Annotated in this window: 10 protein-coding genes; 2 read left to right on the forward strand and 8 right to left on the reverse strand. The window is 69.8% G+C overall.

Annotation, left to right across the window (positions count from 1 at the left end):
• Positions 1-244: 244 nt before the first annotated feature.
• Complete coding sequence (gene dxs / locus HSX14_RS04510; RefSeq protein ID WP_173180364.1) at positions 245-2149, reverse strand: 1-deoxy-D-xylulose-5-phosphate synthase; 1905 nt, start codon at positions 2147-2149, stop codon at positions 245-247.
• A gap of 37 nt (positions 2150-2186) precedes the next feature.
• The gene (locus HSX14_RS04515; protein WP_173180363.1) at positions 2187-3404 is read right to left on the reverse strand and encodes an MFS transporter; all 1218 of its coding nucleotides are present in this window, start codon (positions 3402-3404) and stop codon (positions 2187-2189) included.
• Positions 3405-3497: 93 nt separating this feature from the next.
• Between HSX14_RS04515 and HSX14_RS04520 the strand changes: the two genes are divergently transcribed.
• The gene (locus HSX14_RS04520; RefSeq protein WP_173180362.1) at positions 3498-3947 is read left to right on the forward strand and encodes a winged helix-turn-helix transcriptional regulator; all 450 of its coding nucleotides are present in this window, start codon (positions 3498-3500) and stop codon (positions 3945-3947) included.
• A gap of 44 nt (positions 3948-3991) precedes the next feature.
• On the opposite strand, the gene HSX14_RS04525 is transcribed toward HSX14_RS04520, so the two are convergent.
• The 3 genes from HSX14_RS04525 to HSX14_RS04535 all read right to left on the reverse strand — a co-directional run bounded on the left by HSX14_RS04525 (position 3992) and on the right by HSX14_RS04535 (position 9041).
• The gene (locus tag HSX14_RS04525; RefSeq protein ID WP_173180361.1) at positions 3992-4207 is read right to left on the reverse strand and encodes a hypothetical protein; all 216 of its coding nucleotides are present in this window, start codon (positions 4205-4207) and stop codon (positions 3992-3994) included.
• Positions 4208-4431: 224 nt separating this feature from the next.
• Positions 4432-4881 carry a BRO-N domain-containing protein gene (locus tag HSX14_RS04530; protein ID WP_173180073.1) on the reverse strand — a complete coding sequence of 150 codons (450 nt, stop codon included), beginning with the start codon at positions 4879-4881 and terminating at the stop codon, positions 4432-4434.
• An 890-nt stretch (positions 4882-5771) separates the two neighbouring features.
• Entirely contained in the window at positions 5772-9041 is a 3270-nt protein-coding gene (locus tag HSX14_RS04535; RefSeq protein ID WP_173180075.1) for a carboxyl transferase domain-containing protein, read from the reverse strand.
• 230 nt (positions 9042-9271) lie between these two features.
• Here HSX14_RS04535 and HSX14_RS04540 point away from each other — a divergent pair, with 230 nt between their 5' ends.
• Entirely contained in the window at positions 9272-10168 is an 897-nt protein-coding gene (locus HSX14_RS04540) for a phosphatase PAP2 family protein (protein WP_173180077.1), read from the forward strand.
• A gap of 74 nt (positions 10169-10242) precedes the next feature.
• On the opposite strand, the gene HSX14_RS04545 is transcribed toward HSX14_RS04540, so the two are convergent.
• The 3 genes from HSX14_RS04545 to HSX14_RS04555 all read right to left on the reverse strand — a co-directional run bounded on the left by HSX14_RS04545 (position 10243) and on the right by HSX14_RS04555 (position 12958).
• Positions 10243-10632 (reverse strand): cupin domain-containing protein, encoded by a 390-nt coding sequence (locus HSX14_RS04545; RefSeq protein WP_173180079.1) that lies wholly within the window; start codon positions 10630-10632, stop codon positions 10243-10245.
• Between the two features lie 140 nt (positions 10633-10772).
• Complete coding sequence (locus HSX14_RS04550) at positions 10773-12140, reverse strand: OprD family porin (protein WP_173180081.1); 1368 nt, start codon at positions 12138-12140, stop codon at positions 10773-10775.
• Positions 12137-12958 (reverse strand): inositol monophosphatase family protein, encoded by an 822-nt coding sequence (locus tag HSX14_RS04555; protein ID WP_173180083.1) that lies wholly within the window; start codon positions 12956-12958, stop codon positions 12137-12139. Before HSX14_RS04555 ends, HSX14_RS04550 begins: the two co-directional genes overlap by 4 nt.
• Between the last annotated feature and the right edge of the window lies 1 nt (position 12959).

Here is a 12959-nt window from a genome sequence, read left to right on the forward strand (position 1 = left end):
GGTGCAGCCCCTCCGCAACACACGTCGTACGACGAGACACCGTTGCCACGCACCCCCGCACCGCGTCGACGACTCTCGGGCCGTTCGACGACATCCTGCACCTGGGGCCGGGAGCCGGCACCGCCTGTCGCGGGCTCCCCGTGGTGGGCTCGGCTGGTCGCTCTGCGGCGGCCTGGGACCGGGCCCGGGTGTCTCGGGCTAACAAGCGCCGCGCCCGGTGGCGCGGCGAAACACTTCTGGCAGTCTAGCCGGCGTTGCGATCCAGCAAGGCCAGGCGTTCGCGGATCGAGGCCTCGATGCCGCTGGCGTCCAGGCCGCACTCGGCGAGCATCTGCGCCGGCTTGGCGTGCTCGACGTAGTAATCCGGCAGGCCCAGGTGCAGCACGGGCAGCAGGATGTTCTCGCGGGCGAGGAACTCGCTGACGGCGGCGCCGGCGCCACCCATCACGCTGTTCTCCTCGACCGTCACCAGCAGCGCGTGGCTGCCGGCCAGTTCACGCACCAGGGCCTCGTCCAGCGGCTTGACGAAGCGCATGTCGACCACGGTGGCGCCCAGCGTCTCGCCCACCTGCAGGGCCTCGGCCAGCTGCACGCCGAAGGCGAGGATGGCGACGCGGGCACCCTGGCGGCGAACCACGGCCTTGCCGATCTCCACCGGCACCAGCTCCTTGTCGATGCTGGCGTTGGGGCCGCTGCCGCGCGGGTAGCGCACCGCCGCCGGGCCCGGGAAGTGGTGCCCGGTGGTCAGCAGCAGGCGCAGTTCGTTCTCGTCGCTCGGGGTCATCACCAGCATGCCGGGGATGCAGCGCAGGTAGGAGAGGTCGAAGCTGCCCGCGTGGGTGGGGCCGTCCTCGCCCACCAGGCCGGCGCGGTCGATGGCGAACAGCACGTCGAGGTTCTGCACCGCGACATCGTGGATCAGCTGGTCATAACCGCGCTGGAGGAAGGTGGAGTAGATCGCCACCACCGGCTTGGCGCCGTCGCAGGCCATGCCGGCCGCCAGGGTCACGGCGTGCTGCTCGGCGATGGCGACGTCGAAGTAGCGATCGGGGAAGCGCTCGGCGAAGGCCACCAGGTCCGAGCCTTCCTTCATCGCCGGGGTGATGCCCACCAGGCGCGGGTCCTGGGACGCCATGTCGCACAGCCACTGGCCGAAGACGTTGGAGTACTTGGGCCCGGAGGCTTTCTTCGGCGCGGCCGGCGCGTTGATCGGCTCCAGCTTGGTGATGGCGTGGTAGCCGATGGGGTCGGCCTCGGCCGGGGCGAAGCCCTTGCCCTTCTTGGTCACCACGTGGAGGAACTGCGGGCCCTTGAGGTCGCGCATGTTGCGCAGGGTGGCGACCATGGTGGGCAGGTCGTGGCCGTCGATGGGGCCGATGTAGTTCCAGCCGAGCTCCTCGAACAGGGTGCCGGGAACCAGCATGCCCTTGGCGTACTCCTCGGTGCGACGGGCGATCTCCCAGGCGCCGGGCAGGCGCGAGAGCACCTTCTTGCTGCCCTCGCGCATGCTCGCGTAGGTGCGGCTGGAGAGGATCTTGGCCAGGTAGTTGGACAGGCCCCCGACGTTGCGCGAGATCGACATGTCGTTGTCGTTGAGGATCACCAGCATGTCGGCCTGCACGTCGGAGGCGTGGTTCAGCGCCTCGAAGGCCATGCCGGCGGTGAGCGCGCCGTCGCCGATCACGGCGATGGACTTGCGCCCCGAGCCCTGCATGCGGGCGGCGATGGCCATGCCCAGCGCGGCGCTGATGGAGGTGCTGGAGTGGCCGACGCCGAAGGTGTCGTACTCGCTCTCGCTGCGGCGCGGGAAGGCGGCGACGCCGTCCTTCTGGCGCAGGCTGCTCATCTGCTCGCGGCGACCGGTGAGGATCTTGTGCGGGTAGGCCTGGTGGCCCACGTCCCAGACCAGCCGGTCATCGGGCGTATCGAAGACGTAGTGCAGGGCGATGGTCAGCTCGACCACGCCCAGACCGGCGCCGAAATGCCCGCCGGTCTGGCCGACGGTATAGAGCAGGTACTGGCGCAGTTCGTCGGCCAGGGTTTCCAGCTCGGCTTCGCCCAGCCGGCGCAGCTCGTCCGGCGTCGCCGCGCGGTCGAGCAGGGGCGTGAGCGGGCGCTCGCGGGGAATCTCGTGGAACGTCGTGGGCATCAGGCTAGTCGTTATGGGTGCAAAAAGATGCGGCAGTTTACCTGATGCCGCTTTGCCTGCCCAAGACATGGTGTCGGATGCCGTTGCGGCCCGGCAGGGTCGCCCACCAGAAGGCCAGGGCGAGCAGGCTGAGCGCCCCGCCGGCCAGGCACACGCCATGCCAGCCGGCCCGGGCATGGAGGTAGGTGGCGGCGAACCCGCCGAAGGCGCTGCCGGCGGCGTAGAACAGCATGTAGAGGCTGATCAGGCGGGCGTGGGCGGGGTTGCCGCCGCCCAGCACCAGGCTCTGGTTGAGCACGTGCAGCGCCTGGCCGGCGGCGTCCAGCAGGAGGATGCCGAGCAGCAGCGCCCAGAGCGATTGCCCGGTGAAGGCCAGCGGCACCCAGGCCAGCGCCAGCAGCGCCAGGGCCAGGCCGCTGGCACGCTGCGCCTGGCCGCGATCGGCCCAGCGCCCGGCCCGTGCCGCCGCCAGCGCGCCCACCGCCCCGACCAGGCCGAAGGCGCCGATTGCCCCGGGGCTCAGCGACAGGGGCGGAGCGCTCAGCGGCATCACCAGCGCGGCCCAGAACAGGTTGAACACCGTGAACAGCAACAGGGCCAGCACGCCGCGCACCTGCAGCACGCGGTCCTCGCGCAGCAGCACGAACATCGAGCGCAGCAGCGCCGGGTAGCCCAGGCCGGCGTCGCTGCGCAGCGCCGGCAGGCACCACCAGAGCACCGGCAGCAACGCCGCCATCAGCAGCGCCGAGAGCAGGTACACCGCGCGCCAGCCGCCCAGGTCCGCCATCGCCCCGGACAGGCTGCGCGCCAGCAGCAGGCCGACCACCACGCCACCCTGCACCGTCCCCAGCACGCGCCCGCGCTCCGCATCGCCGGCCAGGCTGGCGGCGAAGGCCAGGAGGCCCTGGGTCATGGCCGTGCCGAGCAGGCCGAGGCCGAGCATGCCCAGCAGGATCAGCCACGGCTGGCGGGCGAGGGCGACCAGCAGCAGCGAGCCGACCAGCAGGAGCAACTGCGCGGCCATCAGCCGGCGCCGCTCCAGCAGGTCGCCCAGCGGCACCAGCACGAGAAGGGCCAGGGCGCTGCCCGCCTGGGTCACGCTGATCACCCCGCCGATGGCGGCACGGCTGATGCCCAGGTCGCTGGCCATCGCATCCAGCAGCGGGTGGGCGTAGTAGACATTGGCGACGCTGAGGCCGCAGGCGACGGCCAGCAGCCAGACCCGGGCAGGTGACAGGGAGTCTTTGGAGGACATGGTGCGAACCTTCTGGTTTCAAAATGAAACCATTTGAAGGCTAATGGCGGTGGTTTTAAACTGCAACCAGTTTTCGCGATGGGGAGAAGAGCGATGAACCACGACGCAACCGTCGAGCACTGCCCGGTGGCCCGGGCGCTGGAGCTCGTGGGTGACCGCTGGTCACTGATGATCGTGCGCGACCTGTTCGACGGCCTGCAGCGCTTCGGCGAGTTGCAGAAGAGCCTCGGCGTGGCCAAGAACATCCTCAGCGACCGCCTGCGCCGGCTGGTGGCCGAGGGCATCCTGTGCATCGAGCCGGCCGCCGACGGCAGCGCCTACCAGGCCTACGCCCTGACGGCCAAGGGGCGCGACCTATTCACCCTGATCGTCAGCCTGCGCCAATGGGGCGAGGCGCATTGCTTCGCCCCCGGCGAGGTGCACTCCGAGCTGCTCGACCCCGCTGGCCAGCCCCTGGCACGGCTGGAAGTCCGCGACGCCGATGGCCGCCCCATCAGTGCCGCCGACACCCGTGTGCGCAAGGTCGAGGTCGCGGCGGGTTGACCGAGCAGCAGGACGTGGGAGCGAATTAATTGGCTCTGTTGGCGTTAAGTGTTGCTAGCAGATTTGTAGCCCGGTTGATTGCCGAGTTTTGCTGATGGTTTCTGTTTCGCCTTGCCGGGCGAGTCACTTTTCTCAATCGTCGGGATGCCGAACCACAGAAAAGTAACCAAAAGCGCTTGCCCCTCCATACGGGTCTGGCTGAAGCCAGACTTCCCTCGCTCCATCATCATTTCAGGGGCACGGCGTAACGGGCCATCCATGGCCCGGTACGCCTTTCGCGACATCCATGTCGCTCAACCCCTGAAACGACGATTGCGCTCGGCCTCCTGAAAGGGGCGTTTGGCGGCTGCTCCAACATCGATGCTCACGACTTCACATTGATGTGCGCATCACCACCGGGTGGACGCCGTGGCTGGCGGTTTTCGTAGGATGGTGTAGAGCGAAGCGAAACCCATGCTGGGGGTCGGCACCCTGCCCGGGTGTTTCAGAGCCCCCGATAGCGCGGCACCTTTTCCCACTGCATCCACAGCTCGCCTTGCCAATCCAGCAGCACCAGGCAGCGGGACTGCCAATCGAGCATCACCCGCCGTGGCTGCTGGCGCGCGCTGATGTACTGGTCGCGCAGGGTGGGGATCACGTCGCGGGCGAGCCATTCCTCCAGGTGCCGGAGCTCGGGGTGGCCGAAGCGAAGCATGGCCTGGTACAGGCCCCCTTCACTGACGAGCTGGACCTCCTCCTCGCTGCCCGTGGCGTAGGCGAAGCGGGCCTTGCGAACCTGATAGGGACGCAGGCGACGGTGCAGCGCCTGGGGGTGGTGCAGCCCCAGCAGGCGGGCGAAGTCGTAGGCGCAGAACCAGGGTTGGTCATCGATCATCACGCCGCGCAGCGGGCGGCCGTGGCGGTGGAAGAAGGTGGGGGTGAGTGCGTCATGCATGATGTGTAACTCCCGTAGTTGGTCAGGGAGCTGCCGGCTTCGTCGTCATTCGAAGGGGTGGCAGACCGCAACGGGGTTGACGAACCGGATCATGCACCGGCAGACCGCTAAGGTCTCCCCGCGCGGTCTGCCATAGAGGGCGTGCAGTTTAAGAAACTGCACGCTAGACCGGTGCCACGGGAAGCGTCCGTCGTTTCCCGCCGGCACCGTAGGCATAGCGCGCGCATGATTCAGGTCGTCAAACCCGGCCGCGGGATTGACCGCGACCGGGCGAACTTAGGGAGCGGGTGGGAGGCGAACAAGGGGTTGCGGCGGGTTTGGGAAATTTCCGCGCGGCACGTGGGGCGCCCGTAGGATGGGTAGAGCTCCGCGAAACCCATGCTGCCGGTCCGGCGCCGGCGTCAGGTCGGAGCCTCGAATCGATGGGTTTCGCTTCGCTCTACGCCATCCTACGGCTGCATTTGGGGCGCATGCGTGTGAGGTTTTTCGCGGATGAATCCGCTCCCACAAAAGACGGTGCGTACCTGTGGGAGCGAATTCATTCGCGATGGGTTGGCGCGGCCTACCAGGTAACCACGAACGGACGCTTGCGGCCTTCCCGGGGGGGCGGGTTTCGGGGCTGCATTTGCGGGGCCGCGTGTGAGGGCTTTTCGCGGATGAATCCGCTCCCACAAAAGGCGGTGCGTACCTGTGGGAGCGAATTCATTCGCGATGGGTTGGCGCGGCCTACCAGGTATCCCCGAACGGATGCTTGCGGCCTTCCCGGGGGGGCGGGTTTCGGGGCTGCATTTGCGGGGCTGCGTGTGAGGGCTTTTCGCGGATGAATCCGCTCCCACAAAAGGCGGTGCGTACCTGTGGGAGCGAATTCATTCGCGATGGGTTGGCGCGGCCTACCAGGTATCCACGAACGGGCGCTTGCGGCCTTCCCGGGGGGAGGGTTTCGGCGCGGCGTTGAGGCCGCGCAGGAGCCAGGCGCGGGTTTCCTCCGGGTCGATGACGGCGTCGATCTCCAGGAAGCTGGCCATGTTGATGGCTTTGCCGTTCTGGTAGGCCTTGGCGACCATCTTGTCGAACAGCTTCTGCCGCTCTTCGAGGTCTTCCACGGCGGCCAGTTCCTTGGCGAAACCCAGGCGTACCGCGCCCTCCAGGCCCATGGCACCGAACTCGCCGCTGGGCCAGGCGATGGTGAACAGCGGCGAGTGGAAGCTGCCCGCCGCCATGGCCTGGGCGCCGAGGCCGTAGCCCTTGCGCAGCACCACGGTGAAGAAGGGCACCGAGAGGCTGGCGGCGGCGACGAACATGCGCGAGACATGGCGCACCGTGGCCTGTTTCTCCGACTCCGGGCCGACCATGAAGCCGGGGGTGTCGCAGAGCGAGAGCATGGGGATGTCGAAGGCGTCGCACAGCTGCATGAAGCGCGCGGCCTTGTCGCCGGCCTGGGCGTCGATGGCGCCACCCAGGTGCATGGGGTTGTTGGCCAGCAGGCCGAAGGGCTTGCCCTCGATGCGGATGAAGGCGGTGATCATCCCCGGGGCGAACTGGCGGCGCAGCTCCAGCACCGAGCCCTCGTCGGCCAGCAGGCCGATCACCGTGCGGATGTCGTAGACGCGCAGGCGGTTCTCGGGGATGGCATGGCGCAGTTCGCGCTGGTCGGCGCATCGCCAATCGCTGACCGTGCCCTGGAAGTAGGCCAGGTAGCGCTTGGCCACGGCCACCGCTTCGGCTTCGTCCTCCACCAGCACGTCGATCACGCCGTTGGGGCCCTGTACCGAGGTGGGGCCGACGTCCTCGGCCTTGAAGCTGCCCAGGCCGCCGCCCTCGATCATCGCCGGGCCGGCCATGCCGATGCTGGCGTTGCGGGTGGCGATGATCACGTCGCAGCAGCCCAGCAACGCGGCGTTGCCGGCGAAACAGCGGCCGGAGACGACGCCCACCAGCGGCACCAGGCCGGAGAGCCGGGCCATGGCGACGAAGGTGTGGCAGTCCAGCCCGGCCACGCCGACGAAGTCGGTATCCCCCGGCCGGCCGCCACCGCCTTCGGCGAACAGCACCAGCGGCAGGCGCCATTGTTCGGCGAGGCCGAGCATGCGGTCGGTCTTCTTGTGGTTCATCACGCCCTGGGTGCCGGCGAACACGGTGTAGTCGTAGGAGATGGCCATGCAGCGCGCGGCCTCGCTGCCGAAGTGTTCGGCATTGACGGTGCCGAGCCCCGCCACCAGGCCATCGGCCGGGCTCTGCTGGATCAGCTCGTCCAGGGTGCGGCGACGGCGCTGGGCGGCCAGGGCCAGGGCGCCGTATTCGATGAAGCTGCCGGCGTCGAGCAGGTCGTCGAGGTTCTCGCGGGTGGTGCGCTGGCCGGTCTTGCGGCGGCGCGCCACGGCGTCGGGGCGGCGTTCGTCGCGGGTGATGGCGTGGCGCTCCAGCACCTCGGCGAGGTCGGCGCGGATGTGCGCCAGGTCGAGGCTTTCCTCGCTGGCCACGGCATCGCCGTCCACCTCGGCCGGTTCCAGGTAGAGCAGCGCGGCGCCTTCGAACAGGGCATCGCCAGGGGCCACGGGCAGCGCGCGGACGATGCCGCTGTGGCTGGCCTTGACCACGAATTCCATTTTCATCGCCTCCAGCACCGCCACTGCCTGGCCGACGGCGACGGCATCGCCCTCGTCCACCTCCAGGCTGACCAGTACGCCCTGGCTGGGGGCGTTCAGGGCGATGCAGCCAGCCGGCACGTCGGCCACGGCGGCGTGCGCGGCCTGGCCGCCGGCGCCGCTGACGAACAGGTGCGGGTGGGCGGCCTGTTGCGGGGCCAGCAGCGCGGCGATGTGCTGTTCGATGAAGCGGGTGCTGACGCGGTTGTCCGCCAGCTCCGGGCGGCGCAGCAGGTTCTGCAGGAAGTGGATGTTGCTCGCCACGCCCTCCAGGCGGAATTCGCAGAGGGCGCGGTAGGCGCGGCGCAGGGCGGCGGGGAAGTCCTCGCCCTGGACGATGACCTTGGCCAGCAGCGAGTCGTAGCTGGGGCTGGTGGCGTAGCCGGCGTAGCCGTAGCCGTCGACGCGGATGCCGGCGCCACTGGGCGGCTCGTAGGCGCTGATGACGCCGCCGGCCGGGCGCGCGCTGCCGTCGGCCTGCATGGTTTCCAGGTTGATCCGCAGCTGCACGGCGAAGCCCCGGGGCGCGGCCGGTTGCGCCAGGCCCAGTTCGGCGAGGGTGGCGCCGGCGGCGATGCGCAGTTGCACCTGTACCAGGTCGATGCCGGTGACCGCTTCGGTGATGCAGTGCTCCACCTGGATGCGCGGGTTGGCCTCCATGAACACGAAGTCGCCACGCGCATCGTCGACGAGGAATTCGAAGGTGCCGATGCCGCGATAGCGGGCCTCGGCTGCCAGGGTCAGGGCGGCGTCGAGGATGCGCTGGCGCAGCGCCGGGTCGAGCCCCGGTGCGGGCGCGATCTCGATGACCTTCTGGTTGCGCCGCTGCAGGCTGCAATCGCGTTCCCACAGGTGGCTGACCGCCTCGCCGTCACCGACCACCTGCACCTCGATGTGCCGGGCCTGCTCGATCAGCCGCTCGACGTAGAGCGCGTCGTTGCCGAAGGCGGTGCGCGCTTCCGACTGGCAGCGCGCGTAGGCCTCTTCCAGCTCGGCGGCATCGCGCACCGGGCGCATGCCCCGGCCGCCGCCCCCGGCCAGGGCCTTGAGCATGATCGGGCCGCTTTCGAGGAAGGCGCGGGCCTCCTCCAGGGTGGTGGCGCGGTTGCTGCCGGCGGCCAGGGGCACGCCGCAGCGTTCGGCCAGCTCGCGGGCGCGGGCCTTGTCGCCGAAGGTGTCCAGGGCCTCCGGCGTGGGGCCGATGAAGCGCACGCCGGCCCCTTCGCAGAGGCGTGCGAAGGCGGCGTTCTCGCTGAGGAAGCCGTAGCCCGGGTGCACGGCGTCGCAGCCGCTGGCCAGGGCTGCGTCGAGCAGCTGCTGCATGTCCAGGTAGGCGGCCGCGCCCCGGCCCTTGAGCGCCACGGCCCGGTCGGCCTTGCGCAGGTGCAGGGAGGCGGCGTCGTCCTCGGCGTACACCGCGACGCTGGGGATATCCAGCTCGGCGGCGGCACGGGCGATGCGGATGGCGATCTCGCCACGGTTGGCGATCAGCAGGCGGGTGATGGGTCGGTTCACAGCAGCTCTTCCAGTGGGTTCTTCTTGGTCTTGTCGTTGTGCCGCAGGATGGCCTTCATCCTAGACAGTCCCGTTCGGCGCAGGACCGATGTTCGCCCTGCCGAATACCCCTTTCTCAGGGTGGCTGATGGAGCTTGCGCGGGAAGTGAGGACTTTTGTCCTGATCGGACCTTGCCGGCCGCCACGCCCTCAAGTATCTGTGGCGCCTTCCTCCGCCCCCAAGGACGACCATGAACGAATTGCTGCACAGCCTGGATTGGGTGCTGCCCCTGCGCAGCGACGCGCTGACGCCGCTGATGCGCTTCTTCACCCTGCTCGGGTACGAGAAATTCATCCTCTTCTTCCTGCCCCTGGGCTACTGGGCCTGGCACCGTGCGGTGTTCTTCCGCCTGCTGGTGCTGGTGGCGATCACCGCGCTGCTCAATGCCTGGCTCAAGGACTACTGGCAGGACCCGCGACCGGACATCGCCCTGCGCATGGACAACGAGGTGGGCGAGAGCTTCGGCCTGCCCAGCGGGCACGCGCAGATTTCGGTGGTGATCTGGTTCTGGCTGGCGCTCGAAGTACGGCGCCTGTGGTTCTGGGCGCTGGCCTGCACCCTGGTGGCGGGCATCCTCTTCAGCCGCCTGTACCTGGGTGCCCACGACATCGAGGACCTGATCGGCGGCTCGCTGCTGGGCGCCGCGACCCTCGGCTGCTTCGCCCTGGCGCAGCGCTGGCAGGGCTGGCGCGAGGTGCCGGCGCTGGTGCTGCTGATGCTGATCATCGGTGCCACCGCGCTGGCGTATTTCACCTGGCGTGGCGAGCCGCCGAGCTACGTGCCGCTGCTGGCGGGGCTGATGGTCGCCGTGCTGTACGGCTATCGCCACCTGGACTTCTCGGTGGAGGTCGCGGTGTGGCGGCGGGTGCTGGCGGCGGTGATCGGCGCGCTGGCATTCATCGGCCTGCAATGGGCGCTCAAGCATATCGGCTTCGCCTTCTCCCTCGATGGCCAGGCCTGGCAGGCGTTCCGCGGGTTGGTGATGGGCGGCTTCGTCGCCGCGCTGATGCCCTGGTTGCTGGTGCGCCTCGGCCTGCTCAAGGCGCGCCGCGAACCGGCACCCCGGGCGCTGGCCCAGACGGCCTGAATGAAACGCCGCCGATGAGCGACTCATCGGCGGCGCATGTCTCGCTGCTTTCCCGGGGCCGGTGGCCCCCTTCTTCAGGCCGGCTGGCTGGCCAGGGCCGGCGGGTGCGCGCTGCTCTCGCCATGGCGGGGCATCACCGCCAGGACCGCGGCCTCGCGCCCGTTGAGGCGGTGCCAGAGGCCACGCGGCACCACCAGGATGGAACCGGCGCGGACGGTTTCCTGCAGCACGCCGATGGCGGCCAGCAGGGTGATGTCCAGTTCGCCCTCGAGCACCTGCAGCAGCTTGTCGCCGTCCGGGTGGCGTTCCCAGGGCGACTCGCCGGTGAGGCGCCCCAGGTGGATGGCGCTGGCGCCGGGCTGGAAAGGCATCAGCTGGGTGAGCGGCTGGGTTTGCGGCTCCAGCGTCATGATCCGCCCGCTGCGGATACTGTCGAGAGCCGTGTGGATGTCGATCGCCTTCATGGGTGCCTCCAGGCTGGTTGACCAAGGTCGGGCAGGGCCAGGACGACGTTAACAGCGGAGGCGGGTAGGGCGTTGCTGAAGCTTGGGTAGGACGCCCGGCGGGCAGGCCCCGGCGTGGCCGGGGCCATTCGGGCCGCTGCCTAGAACAACGCCAGGCTGTAGGTGAGGAAGACCCGGTTCTGGTCGACGTCGCTGCTCGCCTGGCTGCGCAGGCTGGCGTTGCGCCAGGTGATGCCCAGGCCCTTGGCCGGGCCGGCCTGCACCACGTAGGCCAGGGTGAAGTCCCGTTCCCACTCCTGCAGGTGCCCGCGTTCGGAGCGGATGCCGCTGCCCTTGAGGTAGGCGACGTTGCTGCTCAGCCCCGGCAGCCCCCAGGCGCCGAAATCCAGCCCGTACTGGGCCAGCCAGGTGCGTTCGCCGGCGCGGGCGAAGCTGTTCAACTGGCGGTCGGTGATCAGGTAGACGTCGCTGCCGTTGCCCTGGTTGGGCTGGATGAAGTGGCTGTCGCCGCTCAGGCGCTGATAGCCGGCGCCGAGGGTGTGGGCGCCGAGGCTCCAGCTGAACAGGGCGCTCCAGGCGCGGTTGTCCACCTTGCCGCGATGGGCGCCGCTCTCGCCGTTGCCGGGGCCGTAGTAGCCGGCGGCGGTGTAGCCCTCGGCGCGGCCGCTGCGGCTGGCGTTGCGGCCGGTGGCGCGGGTATCGAAGTGGCGCAGGTCGGTCTTCAGCGTGCCCAGGGGCAGCGCCTGTTCGTGGTTGAGGCCGACGAAGTGCTGGCGATAGAAGTCCTCCAGCTGGCCCAGGTAGTACTGCACCTGCAGTTGCTCGTTGACCTGGTAGTCCAGGCCGAGGAAGTCGAAGGCGTCGCTGTGGCGGGCCGGCGCCGCGCTGACGGCGTTGCCGGGCTTGCGCGGGCTGTTGGCGCCGTTGATGGAGAGGTCGTCGCGGTGGCTCTGGGCGCGCCCCTTGGCCTGGCGCAGGCGGCCGGCCAGCAGGGTGAGGTCGTCGAACTCGCGCACCGTCAGCTGGGCGCCTTCGAAGGTCTGCGGCAGCAGGCGCCCGTCGTTGGCCTTGATCACCGGCAGGCGCGGGATCAGGGTGCCGACCCGCGCCTCGCTGGCGCCGACTCGCAGCTTGGCGGTGAGCCCGAGGCTGCTGAATTCGTCGCGGGCGCGGCCGTCGTGCTCCAGGGGGAGCAGGGCGCTGGGGGTGCGGGCCTGGTCGGCCTTGCCGGCGCGGCCACCGCCGTCCAGGCGGAGGCCGAGCAGGCCGATGGCGTCGAGGCCGACGCCCACCGTGCCCTCGGTGTAGCCGGACTGGTAGTCCAGACGCAGGCCCTGGCCCCATTCCTCGGTCTGGCCGGCGTGGCCGTCGCGGTTGTCCTGGTTGAAGTAGAAGTTGCGCAGCGACAGGGTGGCGTGGCTGTCGTCGAGGAAACCACCCGCCTCGGCCAGGCCCAGGGCGAGGGCCAGCGACAGGGCGAGGGGAAGGCGGAAATGAATGGCGGTCATGGCGTGTCCTCCTTGTGACCTTGGGGGGGGCAGGCCTGGTGCAGGTGCTCCAGGGCCTGGCGGTGCAGCTGGGGATCGCCGGCGGCCAGCACGCTGCTGCCGGAGCCAAGGCCGAGCGGGCGGCCCTGCCAGTCGCTGATCACTCCGCCGGCGCCTTCGATGACCGGCACCAGGGCGCAGTAGTCCACCGGCGCCATGCCGCCGCCGTCGGCCACCAGGTCGATGCGCCCCCGGGCGAGGTTGGCGTAGGCGCTGCAGGCGGCGCCGTAGAGACGCCAGCGGGTCGCGTCGCGCAGCCGGGCGAAGGCCGCCAGGTGTGTGTCCGGCAGGCTTTCCGGGTTGCTGCTGGCCAGCAGCGCGCGGGCCAGCTCGGTGCCGGGGCGGGTGCGCACCGGCTCGCCGTTGAGCCGGGTGGGCTGGCCTTCCACACCGACCCAGCGCAGGCCGGCGATGGGCAGGTCGATCACCCCCAGCACCGGGCGCCCGTCGCGGCACAGGGCGATCAGCGTGCCGTACACCGGCACCCCGGCGATGAAGGCCTTGGTGCCGTCGATGGGGTCGAGCACCCAGCTGTATTCGGCGTCGCGCTGGTGGTCGGGGTACTCCTCGCCTACCACGCCGAAGCTGGGCGTGTGGCGGGCGATGGCCTCGCGCAGTTCATGCTCGATGGCGCGGTCGATGGCGGTGACGGGGCTGGCGTCGTCCTTGTCCTCGAAGGGCTGGCCGTCCTCCAGGGCGGTCTGCCAGTGGGCCTGCAGGCGGGCGCGGGCGAGGTCGGCGAGGTGTTCGGCGGTGGCGCGGTGGTGGCTGGCGGTCATG

Origin of the sequence: Pseudomonas tohonis (assembly GCF_012767755.2) — a bacterium.
In the GTDB taxonomy this organism is placed as follows: Bacteria; Pseudomonadota; Gammaproteobacteria; order Pseudomonadales; family Pseudomonadaceae; genus Metapseudomonas; species Metapseudomonas tohonis.

Excerpts from the sequence above, each read along its gene's own strand:
- HSX14_RS04525 (WP_173180361.1), bottom strand. The coding sequence starts at position 4,207 with ATGGATGGCCCGTTACGCCGTGCCCCTGAAATGATGATGGAGCGAGGG.
- HSX14_RS04520 (WP_173180362.1), top strand. The coding sequence starts at position 3,498 with ATGAACCACGACGCAACCGTCGAGCACTGCCCGGTGGCCCGGGCGCTG.
- HSX14_RS04515 (WP_173180363.1), bottom strand. The coding sequence starts at position 3,404 with ATGTCCTCCAAAGACTCCCTGTCACCTGCCCGGGTCTGGCTGCTGGCC.
- HSX14_RS04555 (WP_173180083.1), bottom strand. The coding sequence starts at position 12,958 with ATGACCGCCAGCCACCACCGCGCCACCGCCGAACACCTCGCCGACCTC.
- HSX14_RS04545 (WP_173180079.1), bottom strand. The coding sequence starts at position 10,632 with ATGAAGGCGATCGACATCCACACGGCTCTCGACAGTATCCGCAGCGGG.
- HSX14_RS04530 (WP_173180073.1), bottom strand. The coding sequence starts at position 4,881 with ATGCATGACGCACTCACCCCCACCTTCTTCCACCGCCACGGCCGCCCG.
- dxs (WP_173180364.1), bottom strand. The coding sequence starts at position 2,149 with ATGCCCACGACGTTCCACGAGATTCCCCGCGAGCGCCCGCTCACGCCC.
- HSX14_RS04550 (WP_173180081.1), bottom strand. The coding sequence starts at position 12,140 with ATGACCGCCATTCATTTCCGCCTTCCCCTCGCCCTGTCGCTGGCCCTC.
- HSX14_RS04540 (WP_173180077.1), top strand. The coding sequence starts at position 9,272 with ATGAACGAATTGCTGCACAGCCTGGATTGGGTGCTGCCCCTGCGCAGC.